1 protein-coding gene is annotated in these 20,282 nt (G+C 67.7%); it reads left to right on the forward strand.

Annotated elements, in window-relative coordinates:
* Complete coding sequence (locus ON34_RS06340) at window positions 1–20,169, forward strand: helix-turn-helix domain-containing protein (protein WP_157172191.1); 20,169 nt, start codon at window positions 1–3, stop codon at window positions 20,167–20,169.
* Window positions 20,170–20,282 lie beyond the last annotated feature (113 nt).

Genomic DNA, 20,282 nt, shown 5'->3' on the forward strand with positions numbered 1-20,282 from the left:
GTGCCCGTGGACAGTTCGTGGTCGCTGAATCCGGTCGTGGAGCTGCGCAGATTGTTCGAGGGTTTGCCGCCCGTGGTGCGGCGCCCGATCGAACTGGTGGTCTTCGGTGGAGACCTGCCGCGCGCCGACGTGTCCGGGATGCGGTGGATGGCCGCGGAGCTGCGGGCCAAGGCCGCCGCCATGAACGGTCACGCGGAAGACACGAAAAACCTCCTCGCGCAAGAGGAGTCGCTCGGCGCGCTGGGTGACCGAGTGCGCGAGGTGTTGCATCTGCACCGAGAGGGCGCGGCCAGGCTGCGGGAGGAAGCACTGGCCTTGGCCGATCAAGCGCACGCGGCCGCCAACGATGCGGAGAAGACGCTGTGCGTGATGTTCGCTTTCGGCGTCGAGCTGGCCTGGCGCATCATCACGACGGTGTCGGCAGCCGCCGCGGCCGGTCCGGCCGGACAGGTCGCGGCGGCTCCCGTGGTGGAGTCGATGCTGATCGAGGGCCGAGGCAAGGTCGCGCTGATGCGCGCGGGCCTGGAGCAGGCCTACAAGGCGGGCGCGGCGAAAACGGCGGCTCGGCTGTCGGCGTTGGGGCCGCACCGGTTCGTTCTCGCGGTAGGCACGGCCGCCGCGCTGCCCGCGGGTGTGGATTTCGGCGTACAGCTCGGGCAAGTCTGGTCCGGCGACCGGAACCCGACCGTCAAGGGACCGAACGGAGAGAACCCGAGGGGCATCGATCTGAAGTCGGTCGAAGCCGCGGCAGTGTCGGGCGCCGGGGGTGCGGTGGGCGGCATGGCCGCGGGCATGCTCGCGCCCAAGGTGGTTCCCCGGCTGGAGACCAACCGCTCGGCGCTCGGGCTGGTGCAAGGGGTCGCGGGCGCGATGTCCGGTTTGGGTGCGGCGGCATTGATCACGGGCTGGCCGGAACACTTCGAAGACGTCCTGGCGTCGCTGCTCAGCGGCGGATTCGCCGGAGTCGTCGATGTCCACGGTGGCGCCCACCCGGGTATCGGTTCCCCGATCAGCGAGGTGGTCGACGGCGGCGGGGCCTATGTCCCTCCGGATCCTTCCACGGTGAGCCTCAGCAAGGATGCCGTGATGCGGCTGGCGGGGGCTCCGCAGGGTATGGAATCGCTGACGCCTACTCTGCCTGCATTGGGCGACAGCAACGGCGGCACCATCCCGCAGCTCGCGGACTGGGCCGCGCCCGGCGACGCAACGGGTGCCGGAGCAGCGCAGCCTGAAGGGAACCTGGTTTCGTCCGGCCCACCGGGAGCGACGGGCGATGGGCAGCACGAGCCGGATGAGGCCCGAGACCCGGCGCGGCGCCTCGCCGATTCGGGATCGGGTGAGCAGGCTCCGGCCCCGGATGAACACCCGAACGGTCGGACGGGGGCAGACACGCAACCGGATGAGCCCGATTCGCCTGCGCGGCAAGGCGACCGGGCAGCCGCCGACCATGCTGGCGATCGAGAGCCCGGTGTAGACCTTCCCGCCGGTGGCGAGGAGCCCTCCGGTGGGGGCGCGCAGGCCGGTGCGGATGTGCAGGGCGGTAGTGGCGCTGCGCAGACCGGTGATCCTGCGCAGGCCGATGATGATGCGCGGGATGGTGCTCGCGCGCATGGCAGTGATGGTGCGCATGGCGGTGGCGGGCACGATGGCGGCGGTGCGCGGGCCGGTGGCGTTGGCAATGCGCAAACCGGGGACGGCGGGCAGACCGGCGGTGCGCAAGCTGACAGTGGGCAGGCCGGTGGTGGTGCACACGGCGCTGGCGGTGGAGACAATGCGAACGCCGGTGGTGCTCACGGTGCTCGTGGCGCGCAGGGTGCCGGTGGTATCGCTTCCGGCGCGGTGTTGTCGAGCACAGGTGGCGACAACTCCGGTTCGCAACCGCGGCATTCGGCAGCTGACGGCGACGACGACGCGCATGCGGTCAGTGGCGGCCGGAACGCCCGGGCTCCGATCGGAGACGGTGTGGCTGGGCACGAGCCGGCGGTTGCGCGGCCGGGGCCGGGGGCGGCGAAGGTCGATTCACCGGTGGAGGTGGGCAATGCGTCCGGCCGCCACGGTGCTGGTGGTGCGGGCCCGGCCCGAGTTACGGCGCCGAAGCACGCGGACGTACCGCCGGTGCACGAACCGCCGGCCGTGGAGCACGCCAAGGATGCGCTGCCCGCTGACGCTCGCCCGTCCGTGCACGACCGACCAGACCGCCCGGCGGAGGAGCTGGCACAGGAGCTGGTGGGGTTGCCCTCGGCGGATCCAGCGACGAAACAGGACCTTACCGTCGAGCAGCAGACGCAGTTCAAGGCTGCGGCGAAGAAGGCGCTGGCGTTGTATCGGCAGCGGCAGGAGGAGCTGGCCGGGGAGTCGTGGGAACAGCGCAGGCACGCGATGGAGCACGGTGATCGGGCCGAGTCGCTGCTGCGATACATCGACGCGATGCGCGAGGGTACCGGGAAGACGCCGCGGTGGAATCAGATCAAAGCGTTCCTGCTCGGCGAGCACGGGTTCATGCGTCAGATGGGTACAGGCCAGGGCAAGTCCATGGTCGGTGCGCTGGATACGTTGCGGCAATTGTCGCGCGGGGAGCCAGTGGAGCAGGCGAGCGGCAAGCCGGTGCGGGTCCACCATGTGATCACCACGACCGAGGTGCTGGCCAACGAGGGGGTCCGGGAATTCGCGCCGATGCTGCGCAGTCTCGGGTACGAGGTGGCGCGCTGGGATCCGCATAACCCGCCGGGCGAGGTGGACCGCCCGACCGTGTACTACATGACCTACGACGAGCGCGCGACCGCCGAGCTGTTCGACCGGCCGCCGCCGGGGAAGACCGCGACCATCGATGAGGCGGACGCGGTGCTGGTGCACAACCAGACGGTGCACTACCAGTCCGAGGGACAGCGGGAGCTCGCCTCCGAGGTGGAGGCCGCCGGGGTGTACCGGGTGCGTGACTTCCTGAAAGCCGTGTTGCGCAGCCGAACCACGTCGGCGAAGGACCTGTCGGTGCATCTGGAAGAGGCACTCCACGATGGGCCGTTGACGGCGGAGGAGGCCGGGGCGGTACGAGCGCTGTCGGCGGAGGAGGTCGGGGCGGCGCGGACGCTGACGGCGCGGTTGCTGCGCGAGCAACCCGAGCAGTGCCTCGACACGGTGAGTCGGTTGTGGGAACGCTACGCCGGACGGAAATTCACCGCCGAGGAAACCGAGATGGCCCGGGCCTTCCTGGACGTCAAGGCGGGCCGGTTGAAACTGAATCGGGATTTCCAGGTCTTCGGACACGATTCCGAGAAGAAGGTACAGATTCTGGACGAGTACGGGAAGCCGCGAAGCGATCCGAAGATCGGCACCGAGAGCCGGTGGTTCGGGGGCCGCCACAAAATGGTGGAGGCAATGTTCGGCGCCCCGGTGTATTCCGATGGGACGGGATCGAAACAGGTCACCGTGGAGGACGTACTCGGCGGGTACGAACAATTGCATCTGATGTCGGGCACGCTGGAGCGGACCGCGGCGGAGATCAAGGAGAATTTCCCGGTCGAGGGTGGTTTGGCGAAGGTGGAGGACTTCGGCCGGTCGAAACTGGTGGGGGAGGAGGATCGGATCTTCCTCACCGAGCCGGAGAAATTGCGGGACGCGGTGGACCGGGTGCGGCAGTTGCAGGCCGAGGGGCGGCCGGTGCTGGTGATCTGCCCGTTCAACGATCTGGCTCGGAAATTCTCGCTGATGCTGACCAAGGCGGACGTGGAACACCATGCGATCGACGCCCGGTGGTTCGCCGAGCACCGCGACAACAATGCCGCCGAGGAACACCTGCTGTCGATCAAGGACACCGCGGGCGTCCGGGGCGCGGTAACCGTCGGCACGGGGATGCTCGGCAGAGGTTTCGACGTGTCGATCAGCGACGAGGTCGATCAGCTGGGCGGGGTGCACGCGCACATGCTGGGGCGCTCGCCGACCAATCCGGACGAGGACCATCAGTGGTCGGCGCGCGCGGGCCGCAATGGCCGCAACGGCAGCTTCTGTTTCAACGTGGCCGCATCCGACCGCCTCTACACCGAGGCGCAGCAGCACGGTGCGCGGGTCGCCGTCACCCACTATCGGGCCGCGGTGGCCAAGCACGCCGAGGCCACCGCCGAATACAGCGAAGCGGTCCGCCAGGTGGGCAATACGGATGCGGCGCAACCGGGACAGGCCGTGCAGGCGGCGCGGACGAAGGTCGCGGCCACCGCGGCCGATGTCGCCGCGGCCGAGCGGGAGATGCGCAGCCTGACGTCTCCGCTGCAGAACGACGCGGCCGACCGCATGTATCTGGAGCGTGCGATGCGCCGCGCCAACCAGGCCCATGCGCCTCCCACCGCAGGAGCTCCCGCTACCGCCTCGCCCCCGACCACCACCGCCGCGGGCCTCCTCGACACCGGGCCGGGCACCGCCCAGAGCGCGGGTGTCGGCCAGGCCGGGGCAGACACCGGCCGAGCCGGGGCGGATACCGACCGTGTCGGGGCGGATATCGACCGTGTCGGGGCGGATATGGACCGTCCCACGATGGAGGCCGTGCACGCCGGGCCTGACGTCGTCCAGCCGCACCTGCGGGGGGACCGGTTCGCGCGGCTTGCCGGATGGCTGGGGATCCCAGCATCGGTCCAGGCGGCCGCGGCTGTGTTCGACACCGACGATGACGACGACCCGTTGAGCCGACTGCTGGAACGAGCAGGCGTCTCCTCCGCTGCCGTTGAAGCGCTGAACCAGCACCTCGACCACGCCCCGCCCGCGGCGGTGCTGCGGGCGGACACCCTCACCGACGAGCAAGCGCTGAACAATCTGACGCCGCAGCGCAACCGGCTTGCCGCCGAACTCGGCTGGGAATCCGCCCAGGTCGGCGGCGCGGAGGGCGTGCGCCAGGTCGGCGCCGCCGTCGACACGGCCCGCGCAGAGCTGGCGGCCCTGCTGGAGGTTCCCGCCACCGAGGTGAACGCCGCTACCGTCCGCGACGTGCTCGCCGACGCGATCGCCCGCCTGCTCACCCGCACCGAAACCGCCGACGATCCGGCCACCGAACTCGTCGTTTTCGCCGCCTCCAGCTACCTGGCCGTCGCCGCCCTGCTCGACCTCGCCGTCGCCATCCACCAGCGCAGCCCGAAGAGCTGCGTCAACAACGGCGTGACGATGATGCGGGTGCTGTACCCCGACAACGAGCACGCCTACCACATGCCGGACGACATGCCACTGCGGGGCCACGACGCCAAAGACACCGAGCGGGCCTTCGGCGGTGCCTTCCGGGCATTCGGGTCGCTGGACGAGGCCGCCGAAACCCTGAAAGACCGGCCCGGCGGTAGCCAGGCGCTGGTCTACAAGTGGCTGAACAAGGGGCAAGTCGAAAGCCACCTGGTGCTGCTGGTCAACGACAGTGACCGGGCAGATGCCCCGAACCTGGTCGTCCTGGACATCGCGGCTGCCCCCGGAGAGGCTCCGATCACCCCGGCGGATCTGGCTGGCCGGCCAGCGCTATTGAACAAGGCAGTCCCGTTCCAGCAGTGGCGGCGCGAGCAGCAAGCGTTCGTCGACCGACTGAAGGAGGCCGATCGCGGCGTTTTCGCCATCGAGTTCGACAACAAGGGCGAACCCCTCGCCCGCCTTTCGGCAACACAGCGTTCCGCTGTCGCCGCCCAGAACCCCGGGCTCCCGCCACCATCGCTCTGGTCGAGTCGTGCCCCACCGCTGCGGCGGAACGAGTTCGCGCTCGCCGGCTATCGCCCGCCCGGCGACGGCTCGTCACCGGACAGCTCGGTCCCGGCCGATACGAGCGAACCGGACACGGTGTCGTCGAACGTCGGCTCCGGTCCGGCGATGCCGCACGACGAGCCGGAAACTCGCGGCACGGACGCGGATTACATGGACGGCCGCATCGGTAGCAGGCCACCGGCGGGACGCGACCGCGAGCCGACCTGGTACGAGCGCATTGCGGCGGGTTTCACTGCGGCCGATGCGGAGAGGGCAGGCCGGGCCGCGCAAGGCGGCACACCCGAACTGGGCTGGCTGACGTCCGTGTTGGGTGTACCGACCACGTATCTCGATTCGCCGGTCGGTATGACCGTGCTCGGCGAACGCCCCGAAGACGCGCTCTGCGCCGACATCCTGTCGTTGTGGCACCGCCTCGGCGCACTCGCCGCCGAATTCGAAAACCGAGGCTTCGGGCAGTGGTACGAGCGCACCATGCTGCGGCTGACCAGCTGGGTGGTGTCGACGCCGGTGCAGCGGTACCGGAACTACTACGCGGCCGAACAGGGCGGTGTCGATGACAGGCGTGTCCCTCTCGGCGCGTCGGGCGAGGTCGGTCTGGCAGGAAACCTGCACGCTGTCTTGAAGACATCCCAGGGCACACCGCCCGGTGGGGTGATGTTCGACGACATGTGGGACCAGCTCGGCGATATCGTCCACGGCATCGAGGGCTACTGGGTGCGGGATCGCCTACACCTCACCGACAATCTCGACACATTCAACGCGGGCATCCGGAGGGGACTGTCACCGGAGGACGCGGCGCGCGCCACGTTCACCGGAAAGATGGCGGAGCGCAAAGGGTTCACCGAGGTCGTCGTCGGCGACCTGGACGGCGAACCCGGCGACTACCACAAAGTCGAAGTGACCTTCGTTCGGCCGAGCCGCCTCTGGGAGGTACGCTGCCGCACCCTGGCTCACCAGACCGGAGTCCAGTTTCCGGAACTGTTGAACCGGGAGGGCTGGTCCTCCGAAATCGCCCGCCTGCGCGAGCACGCCGCCCGGCAACACGCGTCGATGCGGCGCACGCGCTCGCAGCGTCCGGGCGCCGCCGAGGTCTCCGCAGACTGGCTGAGCTGGCAGCAGGCGATCGACGAGAAGGTCGCGCGGGTCGAGCAGCTGGCCGAGTGGGTCGCGCAGTGGTGGGCCGAGCAGGACGCGCAGGATCACGCCGCCGTCGCCGCGGTCGCCGCCGATGTGGTGCGGCGCCACCCCGGCGCCCGGTGGGTGACGCCGAACACCGTCCTGCTGCCGAGTCGTACCGTCGTGGTGATCGCGGAGGAAGGCCGTCACGACGACGCCCTGACCGACATGCTGCTGCGCAATATCGAGCTGCGCGACGAACTCCGTACCGCGGGCTACGCGGTGCAACGGCTGAAACCGGTTGTGGAATACGGGCTTCCGGGAAGCCCTGTGGTGCGAGCGGAGGACCTCGGAACGGCCCGTGTCGACCGGATGCGCGGGCTCGTTGACCAGGATGGCCGCTCCGGCGAGGACGTCGCCGGGTTTGTCGGGCAGCGCTTTCCCGGTGTCCGGTCGCCGGATGCCGGTGTGCTGGCGAGGCATGTCGATGCGGTAGGTGTCGAGCGGTTCCTGGTGGTCAAGGATATCTCTGGCGACAGTGGGCCGGGCTTGTGGCGATTGCCGTCCGCGCGCGAGGCAGCGGAGTTGAACGTGCAGGCCACGGCTCTGTCGAAGAGCACGGCAGTCGGCATCGCCGCGATCGAGGCGTCCGAGCGGACCGATGCGGGTGCCGACGGGAGGCAGCTCGCCGACGCCCAGTGGCTGACCCACGGTGAGCTGAACGTCCGAATCGTCAACCGTCAGGTGCACGGCGAGTTCGCGCAGAGCTTCTCCTCCGCACTGGAGGCGTTCGATCGGGTGCCGCCACCGGCGGATGCCGCAGCAGAAGTCGCGCGGGCCGGATCCCGCCTCTCGTCGAGTATCGATGATATCGAGCGGCTGACCCGGCGGTTGGCCGGACGAACGGCCGATGACCAGGAGAAGATCGCCGGTTTTTTTCGCCACCTCGCGGATGACTTCGAATTAGGCAAAATGACGGCCGAGGTCTACGCCGACGATGGGGACCGTGACCGGCTCGACAATTGTCTGCGTCTGCAGGACATGCGGATCGCTCTCGCCGCTCATCCCGATATCGTGGATGTGATTCTGACTCCGATGTCGGAAGCCATCCTGTTCGAAATGGTGCAGAGCACGCAGTGGACCGGCGCCACCATCGGAAACGCTATCGAATTCATGGTCGGACCCCAGGTCGCCGCCGCGCTGCGAAAGATCCATCGAAACAATAGTCACTTCGCGCCCTACGTCGCGAGAAGGATGTCGAAATCTATTGCGGCCGATCTCGACCGTGTCGGTTGGGAACTGCGCCGGATTGCGGAGATACCGGCCGACACAGTGGATGCAGATTTGCTCCAGGGGTTCGGCAGATATGTGTCACCGACGCAGATCGCTGACATCGGCCGGGTGATCGCCGGCGGCTCGTCCCGTGGTGACGAGGTGACCTCCCAAGACCGAGCCTGGGACTTCCTGCTCGCTCTCGAGGATTTCTCCCCCGGTTCAGCCAGGCAGAAGTTCGCCGATCTGTTCCTGGAGGCGGGCCAAATCGCGAACATCCCAAAACATGTGAGTTCGGAGGTGACCTTCACCGCGCAGCGGTTGCGTGACGTGGAGGAAATCTACCTCGCCGGGCCGCACGGCGGCGATTTCACCCGCTACGTGGAGAAGGTCGGTGAGCTACCTGCCAGCCAGCGACCGCCGGTGATACGCGCCGCGATGGAATTCGTCCCCGACGTGACGCCGGAGTTCGCCCGATGCGTTCGCGATCTGGTGGCAGACGCCGCTGCCCGGGGAGCCGAGCGACAGGCGCTCGGGCTGCGGCACACGGGCGACGCGGGCATCCGCGAGTTGAAAGAGATCGCGCGCTCCTTCGTGACCGAAGTGAGAAGCGCGAGCATATCGGCCGCGAACCTGGCGAAGGTACAGTCTTCGGAATTCCTCGCCCTGTTGCTGATGGCCGTCACCCACTACGACGACTCGGGGTGGGGCCCCCGCGGCGTCGAATCCCTGCGTGAACTGCTCGGCAACCACGACCGGGCGGCGGCGGAAGGCCGCATAGCACCGATGCCAACGGAATATCGGCCCAGCGGCGTGCTCGAGGTCGCGAAACTGCGGACTCGCGACAGTGCGTCCGGGCCGCAATGGACCGAGGACCTGCTGACACGTTTCGGAAGCCTGTCGGAGAATCTGCGGGACGCGCGCGCGGCGTTGACCGACGAACCGCGGCCGTTCACCTATCTGCTCGGAAAGCTCGGCCGTGGCATCGCCGAGCACATCGAGTCATTGGAGCGTTCCATCCGCTCGGGAACACTGGCCGACGGTTCGCCCATGAACGACATCGCGCGCCGGAATATGGTGGCCAGGGCGCGGGAGCTGAAGGAACTCGTCGCGCCCAAGGCCGAAGGTGCGCAGGATTTCCCAGCGCTGCGTTCCCTGCGGGATTTCGAACAGAATTTTCAGCGACTGGCACGCGTCGGCGAACTGCATGACGACCTGCGGACGATCTGTTTCGCCTGGACGATGCACCAGCACCCAGAATGGGTCGACAGGCTGGGAAGTCTCGGGTCCGGCGAACCTACGCTGGAGGAGGTCAGTCTCGTCCACGATTTCATCGAGCACATCACCAACCAGGAGGTGTTCGCACAGTACTTCTCGAATCGAAAGGGCGCGAACACATTCCGTCGAATTACCAGTGTAGCGGCGTTGGGCAAAGCGATTTTGCGCACCCAGGGCGTCGGAGTTTCGAGCGATACCACTCGGCTGCAGTTCGTTCCGACGAGGGGCCCGCTGATCGAACTTTCCGGACATATCGCCAGCGCCTGTTGGGCGGGTAAGTATCCTTCGGTTGCCGCGGCTATGCCGAATATGACGGCCGTCATCATGGTCCGGAATCCCGACGACCCTGGACGCACCGCGCTGGCCGGGGCCGGACTCCTCATCGAGACCACGAGCGCATCCGGCGAACCCATCCTCCTCGTGCGCGGTCTCAACCCGTTGGAAACGTATATCAACCACGTCTCCGTCGCCGATTTCTACCGCAAATTCATCGACTGGGCGCAGGGCATCGCTGCGGCACGTGGGCGTGGCCTGGCCATCGTCATCGACGGCCGCTCCGGCGGTGCCGCGACAAATCGCCCCGTGTTGTTCGGGCACCTGGCCGCGGAGCGCCCGAAACTGACTCCGGTACAGGTCGATCCGAGCGATTCCGAATTCAACGGCTATAACGTCACCCGATGCGCGTACATCGTCCAGCCGGTCAGCGCCCAAACAACTTCGGCCTCGGACCCGCACCCGGAGGGGGTGGGCGACGCCGACCTCACCCGGCCGTCTCGTGATCCCGATCCCGAGGCGGTGCCATTCGGATCGGACGCCGTCGTCCCGGTTCTCGGTCCCGGCCACGTGCCGCCCGGTTTCCTGCAAGCACAGCGGGGCTTGCAGCGGCAGAACGAGGCGGCGGTGGTCCTCGCTCGGGCAGGCTTTCGGGTCGAGCAGCACCCTGTCGAATCCGGTGCGCGTCTGCCCGACTTCCGTATCGAAGCCCGGATCTTCGACTGCTACTCACCGACTACCGGCAAGGTCAGCAATATCTGCTTCGAAATCCGCCGGAAGGTACACGTGAAACGCCAGGCCGAGCGGGTCGTGGTGAACCTGGCCGACTCGGTCGCTGACCCGGTCGAATTGAGTCTGGCGTTGGGGCGGCACCCAATCCCGAACCTGCGCGAAGTACTGGCCATCGACCGGCACGGCACGGTGCTGCGGTTGTCGCCGGGCCCGGTAACTGTCGTCGGGGGCGAGCCGGACACGGGCGACCATGAATCCATCGGCAGCGGACCGCTCGAGCGGGCCGGTCAGTCGGACGCCGCGGGTCGCGCGGACGCGCGGAGGGTGGCGGGCGAGGGTGACCGTCCGCCCGGATTCATCGGCAGCCGTCCCAGGGAGCAGTCCGATCCGTTGGACGCCTCTCGGGGCGCGTGGCTGAAGGCGTTGCGGCTCGAACAGGGGATGAAGCAGAAGGACGTCGCGCAAGCCGCGGGCCTGACCAATGCCGCACTGTCCAATATCGAGAATGGACGACGGACGTCGCTCGGCACTTTTCAGCAGGTCTGCCGCGTGCTGGGAGTCGGGGGCGAGGCGCTGACCGAGGCCACTCGGCGGTTCTATCCGGATGTCGAGCTGGAGACCGATGCTACTGCGGATGATTCGCCGGATGGCTGGATCGCCGCGCATCGCAACAACCAGGGCATGACCAGGGAGGGCCTCGCACGTGCGGTCGGAGTGACGCCGACGCGGATCCGGGAGATCGAGAACGGGAATCGCCCGCCACCGAACCTTTTCTTCCGGATCGCTCGAGTACTGGGCCTGGGACAGCAGGCGCTGGCGGAGGCTGCGCGAAGCATCTACCCGGATCTCGTGCTCGATCTCGATCCGGCGGCGCATGATCCCGCCGCACCCGGTAACTGGATTATGGCGCTGCGGCACGGCCGGGACACGACCCAGGCCGAGCTGGCACGAACCGCGGGCACGTCGGCAGGATACCTCGCCGGAATCGAGGGCGGAGAATACACCCCGAGCTCGATCATCTTCCGGCGGATCTGCCGAGCACTGGAAATCGCGCCGGAACTCCTCGGCACGGCCACACACCATTTCTATCCGGATCTCGAACTCGACCTGAATCCGGCCACGCACGATCCCGCATCACCCGGCAGCTGGATCGTGGCTCTGCGTCACGACCGGGATATGACCAGGACCGAGCTCGCGAAAGCGATCGGGCCCGGCTGGGGTCATCTCGGCCATATCGAGACCGGAAATTACGTGCCGAGGTTCGCGGCTTTCCGGCGAATCTGCGACGTTCTGGGCATCGACGACAAACTACTGCGGGTGGCAACCCGGCGCTTCTATCCGCATATCGATCTCGACCTCGAGCCGGCGGCACACGACCTCGGCACGTGGGTCACCGCGCTGCGTCACGACCAGGACATGAGTCGCGCCGAACTCGCCCGTGCGACCGGTCTGTCCACGAAGTACCTGGCACAGGTCGAGACCGAGAATCGGCGACCGCGGTTCGGCACGTTCCGGCGAATCTGCCGGGCGCTGGGAGTCTCGGGTGGCCTGCTGATCCAGGCGGTGCGGGATTTCTACCCGGATATCACCGCGGATATCGATCCCGCTGCACACGGATCGCTGGGGCGTTGGATCGCGGCGCTGCGTTACGACGAAGGAATGTCGGCGACCGAGCTCGCGCGGCGAGCCCGGATGCCTCGCAGCACTCTTTCCAGTATCGAGAACAATCGCTATCTTCCGCGGTTGAGGAAATTGCGGCAACTGTGTCGGGCGCTGGGCGTCGGTGGCGATGTGTTGCTGGAAATAGTCGAGCGTTTCTACGCCGAGCGCTACGAGCGATCCGGCTATCGCGAGGAAGAAGAGCTGTTCCAGCGGTATGTGGTAGCCCGGGTAGGATCCCGGGAAGAGCGTGAAGTCCAGGATGAAATACTGGAAAAGTTTGCCTGGGTTCCGAATGCGGTGGCGCGTCGGGAATCACCGGAGATCCGCGAAGAAGCGGTTCATGTCGCCCGCATCGCGACTCTCACCGCGATCGCGAGCCATATCCCCTCCGCATCGTTTGCCGCTCATGCCTGGGCCAGCTGCCGCGGAGCGCTTTTCCGCTTCCGTCTCGAACGCAAATTCCCGGACCTCGATAATCGCACACGGAAGATGGTGAGCACGGTAGGTGCTCAGATCGGCAGGATGGTCGCCGGAGGCGAGGTTCTCGATGACGCGGCGATCGCACGGGCATTGCGATTGAGCGTGGCCGATGTCGTGCTGGCGCGAGAAATTCTGGACCGACCCACGCTGCGGGCCGATGAGCCGATGAGCGGCGAGTCCGGCCCGCTGCGTCGCGAGATCGCCGATCCGGCTGGAGCAGGGTTCTCCGACACCGACTTCGCGATGACCGTCCGCGCCGCACTGGCCGACATGGCCGACCCCGCCATCGCGGAGCGGCTGGTCATCATTCATCTGGTGGAGGGCATGCCCTTGGCTCGCGCCGCCGAGCGGCTGGGGTTGCCGGCCGCTGCCGCGACAGACATTCTCGCCGATGCGGTCGCACGATTGCGCCGTGCGTTCGACCATCGTGAACCCGCCGATGTCACCACGAGCGAGCAGAACCGGCCGACGCCGTGGAGCACGTCGAGGGCGGAGCCGGATCAGCCTCCGAATTCATCGGTGTCGCATGGCGATTCCGCGCCAGGGGAGGGCACGACCAGGCCGGGCGGATTCATCGGGAGCAAACCACCCGAACCGGGTGAGTCCTCCGGTAGTCCGGGATCGGAGGAGCTGCCGGGGACGACGCCATGGTCGCGGCTCTCGGACAGTGATGCGCACGATGGTGTCGGCGGCGAGGGAGAAACGGCCGAGATGGTGGCCGGCACAGTGGAACCGCGCGCGATACCCGCGTCGCCCGGCGTCGCGGACCCGAAGCGGTTGCCGGCCGAGGAGTTCGCCTCCGATCCGGCCGACGGGCCGGCTCCCACAGCGGCGTGGCCCACCCCGGACGCCACCCATCCGTTCCGGCGGTGGTTGAAGGCTGCCCGCCTGGCTCGCAAATTGACTCAGGCCGGATTGGCTGCTCGCATGGGCGTGCCGAAATCGGCGAAATATATCGGTTCGCTGGAGCGGGGCGTGACGATCACACGGACTATGGCGGTGCGTCTGCTCGAAGGTCTGGGTGCTCCCGACGAGGTGGCCAGGGCAGTTCTCCGAGTGTACTTCTCGGGCGAAGACGTCGAGTTTCCCGATCCCCGGTCCGACCGGTTCCGCCATCCCAAGGACTGGATCATCGCCGCTCGCACGAGTAGGGGACTGTCTCGCGCGGAGCTGGCCGCGCGCGCAGGTGTCGGCCTGACCGGTCTGAACCAGAAAGAGCGGGCGATGAACCCCCGCGGCGAATTCGGCATCAGCCCGGACTACGCGCTGCGCCTACTCGCCGGACTGGACGTCCCGGGCGATATCGCCACGGCGTTCATGAGTCGCTTCTATCCCGGCTGGGACGGCGAAGCGCGGGCCGACGAGCGACGAAGCACCCGCCCCGACGGATTCATCGGCAGCCGACCCGAGGATGACGCGCCGGTGGATCCGGCGCGTGCAGGGCAGCCATGGCATGCCGGAGCGGACACCTCCGCCGATGTCATCGGGCCGGTCGATGTGCGTGCCGGACTTCCTACCTACACCCCGCCCGATCCCGAGATGCGTATGCGGGCCGCTCGGGTGTTGCGGGAGCATTGGGGTCCCGGAGCGAGTCCGGAAGATCTGGTGTACCGGTGGCGGAGATCTACCGCGAAACGCGCAGTGGCCGCCGCTCAGGAATGTGCGGAGCACGCTGCCGAGAACGCGCGCCGGGCGCGGAATCTGAGCGTGGACGAGGTGCGAGCGCTGGTGCGGGTGTGGCCCGAATTCGTCGGGAAGGCAGGCGGATTCCCGCGAAATGTGCGCGACCAGGCCAATCGCTGGGATTTCGCGAAAACGTGGGACGCGCTGGAGACCGCGGCGGTGACGACCCGGCCGAAGGGCCGGGAGCGGGCGCTGCGGGAGTATCTGCTGAATGTCCAGGACCTGTTGATCCGGGCGGGCCAGCGGGCCGCGACGGTCCAGACGCCAGGAATGCCTGCGCCGACGGTGCTGCTCGAGCGGTTCGATGCCGACAACCCGGGTGCCGGCTCGATCGTGATCTCGTTCGGCAGCGCAGACCCCGTCGCGGAGGCGTGGCAGGTGGACGGCACCGACCGCGATCTACGCCGCCTCGATCAGCGAATGCAATTGGCGTCCAACCATTATGAGATCGCGGTGCGGGAGAACCCGGAGCGTCCGGTCCGGGTCGTGGTGTGGTCCGGGACCGACGGTCACCGCCTAGCCGGCGATATGGCGGCGTTGTCTGCTGACGTGGGCACCGGATCAGCGCCGCATCCGGCGGTCCGGCCGGAACGCCAGCTGGTTGTCCACGGCAACGGCGGTCGACCCGCGAAGAAGGCTCTGGCGCACGAGTGGGCCGCCCGTACCGTCGACACGGTGGTGGTCTGCGGCGAGTCGAATCTGGCGACCATGAGTGATGCACTGGCGGGCATCGCATCGTCCACCGACGTGTACTACGGAATCGCATCCCGGGCGAGCAGCCCCGCGAAACCAAAGGATTTGCCGGGCGTGCAATTCGCGTGCCGGTTTCCCACCGGCGATGCGGGACGGACGAATACCGTGCTGAAGGATATGCGCCATAGGGCGCAGAGATACGAGAAGGAGCCGTTCGAGGCGGGCAAGCCGATCGACGACGAATTCCTCCTGTACGTCGACGATCGCACCAAGGCGCCGACGGAGTCGCTGGAAAGTATGGGTCGCATCCTGGCCGGTCTTCCGGATCGGGTCGCGCGCCATGATCCCATGCAGGATGGGTGGATCCGCTTCGCCGAATGCATCGAACGCGCCGTCGATGAGCAGACCGAGTCCGTCTACGCCGACATCCTGCCGCGTGACCCACACAGCGGCATGCCCACGTTGAGCGAGACCGGCAGCGACGCCGCTCTCGCCCGGAGCGCGATCGAGAAGCGCGGCGGCCCAGGTGCGAGGCCCGAAGTCCTGCTGCATCGAGGTCTGCCGGACGACTTCACGAGGGCCGGTCGGCTTGCGGCCGACAACAAACGGTGGTGGGACTCGCTGCACCGCGACCAGCAGCGCGCGGTCGTGGCGGTCCACCCCGGGATCGTGGGCAACGCCCCGGGATTTCCGTCCGAGGTGGCGAACTACGCGAACGACTATTGGCGATATGCCACCATCTCCGATCTCCATGCGAAAGGCAGGAAGAACGCGAGTCGGACCGAGCGCCAGATTTTCCGGAACCTGTACGCCGTCGGCGAGGCGCTCACCCGTTCGGTCACTGTGCACCGCGACATCCCTCGGCCGGTCGTCGCCACACTGGCCTTGGATCCGGAGGCGTTCGGCGGCAACGGATCCGGCGCGTTCGTCATCGGCAACTGCCGGCTCGAGGACGCCGACCATGTGGTCTGGTATGTGGACGGTGTCAACACCCGGTTGCAGTCGGCGCCGGCCCGCCTGGGCAGTGCGCGGAATTTGTACGAGGAGCTGGTGCGGGCGGACCGTTCCGCCAAGGTCGCCGTGGTGTGCTGGATCGGCTACGAAGCGCCCGCCAACAACAAGGAAGCCTGGGCCTCCAGGCCCGAACTGGCCGAGGCCGGTGGCAGGCTGTTCGCCCGCGACGTGCTGGCGTCGCGTGCGGTGACCAACGCGAGAATGTCGAAGCTCGGCTACAGCTACGGGACCCCGGTCGTTGCCGAAGGCGGGGTCGGTGGCCGGTTGGACGGCATCTTCGAACACGGCGTGGTCATGGGCTCGCCCGGGCGCGGTCTACGGTTCGACAGCGCCACGGACGCCAGTTGTCGCTACGCCTGGGTGCTGGCCCAGTCCGACGACCCGGTCACCGGTTTCGGCGGGGATGCGCCCGATACGCGGGGCCGCTTGCTCGGTGACGGGCCATTCGGGCTGGGCACCGATCCGGCCACCGACACCAATGCGACGCGATTGCGTGCCGAACGCGGTTTCCCGTATTCGCTGGCTCCCTTCGACGGGCACGGCGAGTACCTGGAGTATTCGTTGGTCGGTGCCGCACAGCCCACGGAGTCGTTGCGGCATGCGGCGTGGTGTCTTGCCGGGCGGGGCGATGAGGTGCCGACGGAGCAGCACCGGCCTACGGTCGACAATCCGACGGTGATGCACCGCATCCGAGCGACGGTGGTCGACGCGGCCCGTGATCGCCGTGCGCCGCAATTGGACGCGGCACTCGCCGCACCTGGCGATCACCCCTCCCGCCGTGACCTGCCGGGACCTGCGGCGATCGATGGGGTCGGCAAGCTGCCGTCGGGTCCGGTCGAGGCAGCAGAAGCGGCGGCGGGTCAGTCCGACGCAGCCCGGGTGGGACCCAGGCTCGCGGTGCGACTCGGGAAAGCCGGGCTCGCGGATGCCGGGCGGGCGTGTGCCGACGCCCTGACGATCGGGGTGAATGCGATCGTCGTGGAGGTGGGCCGGGCTGCCGCGGACATGGCTGCCCTCGACGTGATGTGCCGGTCGGCAGCCTTCGAGGATGCGGTGCTGTCGGTGGAGGTGGCCGCGGGGCCCGCCTGGTCCGAGTCGGAGGTCCGGGCGAAGGTGGCGGAGATCGCGGCCACGCTGGAGCGACACGGCATACGCGGGGAGCTGCACGCGTTCGACCTCCGGGTGTTGACGGCAGCCGAGGAATTTGCGCCGGACTGGCAGCGCGTGGCGATAGTCAACACGTTGACGGTAGTCAGCAAGGGGATGCGTGTCGCCGCCGGCTGGATGGCTCGCGCGCTGCGGCCGGGGGCCGACAGGATCGACGCCATCATCGACGATGCGCGCCGTGCGGGGGCTACCGGTATCGCGATCCCATACCCGCTGCTGTCCGAGGATTTCGTGCGGCAGACCGGCGAGGCGGGAATACGCCTCGCGGTCTGGGGCGTGACCGGTTCCGCCCGGATGCGCGAAGTGCTCAGGATGGACGTCGGCGAGATATGGACGGGAAAGACGGAAGCTCTCGCACTCCTGCGCGCGGAGGTCGCCGAAAGCGGATTACCGATACCCGCGGCGTCCGCACCCTCGACACCACCACCGGAAGGTCCACCGAACGGCTACATCGGCAGCCGCCCGTCGGATTCCACACCGGAGCCGGTCGGTCGGCAGCCATTCGAAGAAGATCCAGCCGTCTGGGACGAGCGCTCGATGCCGGATCCGGTGCATGCCACGCACCAGGGACTCACTGACTGGGCCGCTCAGCTGTCGGATGGTGAACTACAGCGTTTCCTCGCCGAAAAGCAGGCTGAAGCGTCGGCTCATGTGGCAGCCGTGCATCGCGGGCGGCCACCCGCGGTCGACGTGGCCATCGGGACGGCACGAGCACAGATCGCCTTGGTGGCCGAGCGATGGCAGCGGCTCACCGACAGCAGCACTGGACCGTCGATCACCGATGCCAAGACCGCAGCCGACGCCGCGGCCGCCGTCTTCCACATCATCGGAGCGCTGCCGATGGCAGCGGCGCTGCCATCGGCCTTCGCCGATGATCCCGACGGTCTGCTCGACCTGCTGACCCGATTCCCGGAGCGGCTGCTGGTGGCCGCCGAGCTGGACCAGGCCGCCGGGGTCGACGCAACGGATTGGGCAGGAGTCGCCGACGCGTTCCTGACCGAACACCAAGGCGGCGATTGGGATTCGGAACTGATCCGGTCACTGCGATCGCTGCCGGCGAAGGCAGCCGAGTTCACGCGCGCGCTCGCCGGCTCGGACCGCGACTTCGGCGCGGCGGCCACGCAGTACATTCCGGATGCCTACCGCGCGGCACTGTATTTCCTGACCCGAACCCGAGATGTCGAGCAGGCAATGGATCGGCTTCGCGACGTAGACCAGGCGGTCGCGGCTGCGGTGGAGCGTCTCGGATCGTCCCGGCCCGCCGCCGACGCGGGCTTGTCGCTACTTCAGCTGCGCATCGATATTCACGAAACCATGGCATACGCGGCCGACGCCGTGGCATCGGAGATGCGGTCGAGCACTCTTCTCGGGCTCGAGGAAAATCCACTCCTGCCGCAGATGGTGACCCGGGTCGTAGCTGACCTCGACATCCTGGCCCGCCACGGTTCGGAAATGCCGAGACCTATTCGGCCCGCCTATGACTCGCATCCGGTGACGTCCGAGGAACCGTTCACCGATGACGACTATCGGGAAGTCATCGGCACGAATTTCCGGCCTCGGGTGCTCGGCGTGCACGACGGACAGTTCCTCACGCCGCAAGGTATGTCATTGGAACCACTACGGACCGGGAAAGAAGGGATTTCCTTTGTCATGGACCGGTGGGGCCGGATGGTCGGTGAGAGCGAGCACGCCGACATAATGCACGTGCTGGCTGCCATGGGGGAGGAGGCGGCCGGCTGGGGCGTGGTCTACACCGACGAGGACGGCCGCCCGGTTGGGCAACTGTCTCCCTATGTATTGGGCGGCCTGTCCGACCCGATGTGCACAACCCAGTTACGCGATGTGCTGATGCGGGGAGGATTCGACCTCACCGACACCGGTTTCAACAACGAATCCCTCGGCCGACTGTGGCAGGGCGAACTGCCATCGCTGCCGGATCTGTTCACGATGCGCAAGTGGGGCCTGCTGAACAGCATCGAGGCGACCTTCCGCGCGTACGACGACCGTTTCTGGGTGCGGACCGATAGCGGAATGATCACCCAAAGCCCCGACGAGGTGCGGGTGCCATTGACGCTGGGCCCGTTGCGCCGAGCGCCCGGACACGTCGACGTAGTCGTATATCGTCAGGGCGCGCACATCATCGTGCAGTACCGCGACTGTGACCCAGGCGCCGAACCTGAACAGGTTGCGCCGGTGTTCAAGGCCTTCCACGAGCGGATGACCAGATGGGTATCCGAGTCCGACGGTGTCCTGTTCCACCCCGACACCGATGATGTGGTCGTCATCTTCGGTCGGCCACACGATCGTCCGGGTACCACGCAAGACCGGCCCGACGGCTACATCGGCAGCCGCATCGACGGTCTCGGTTACGAGCCCCCCACGCTGTCCGACGAGACCATCACGCCGTCCGGCCCGGACCGGCCGGACGGGTTCATCGGCAGTCGGCCGCACGAGTCCGCCGACGCGGATGAACAGCCACCCGTACGCGGTGCGGAGGCCGCGGCCATCGACGCATGGCGGCACGCCCAGGATGCTTCGGCCGCGACGATCGCCACGCTGACCGGGACGAACCCCAGCATGGTGACGACACAGGCTCCAGAGGAAGGCGATCGCCCATCCGGGCTCATCGGGACCCGCCCCCAGGATCAGTCGACGCCGTGGTCACGCTCGAGCAATCGGACCGGAGCGTTCGACCCGGCTGATTCCACCCATCGCCCCGAGCCGTCGCGTACCACTCCGTGGTCCCGGCCGATCGACAGCTCAGAGCTTGACGACCTACCCGATCCGACCGATACCAAATTCCCGCACCCCAACGCGTGGATCGCAGCCGCGCGCAAGCGCAGGAAAATGTCTCAGAAGGACTTGGCCGCCCACGTCGGCCTGAGTTTGACCCAATGGGCGATGAAAGAGCGCGCATCGGACCCACGTACCAGGGAGTTTCAGGTTTCCCTCGAGCAAGCGCGGCGCGCGCTCGAGGCGCTGGCCGCGCCGGAGAATGTCGCTGCCGCGTTTTTGCGAAAGTTCTTTCCGGAGGCGGCAGCGCAATCCGGCACCGATGAGCCGGGCCCTGCACCCTAGGCAGTGGCGCAGTCGCCTGCCCTCGCTCGCCTTGAAGCACATCAGCCGATCGCCCGGCTTCCGTGGGGCCGGGACGAGCTCGTCACCTCGCCGCCGGGTTCGTGCGCCGTCAC

The sequence above is a fragment of the Nocardia pneumoniae NBRC 100136 genome (assembly GCF_000308755.1).
In the GTDB taxonomy this organism is placed as follows: Bacteria; Actinomycetota; Actinomycetes; order Mycobacteriales; family Mycobacteriaceae; genus Nocardia; species Nocardia pneumoniae.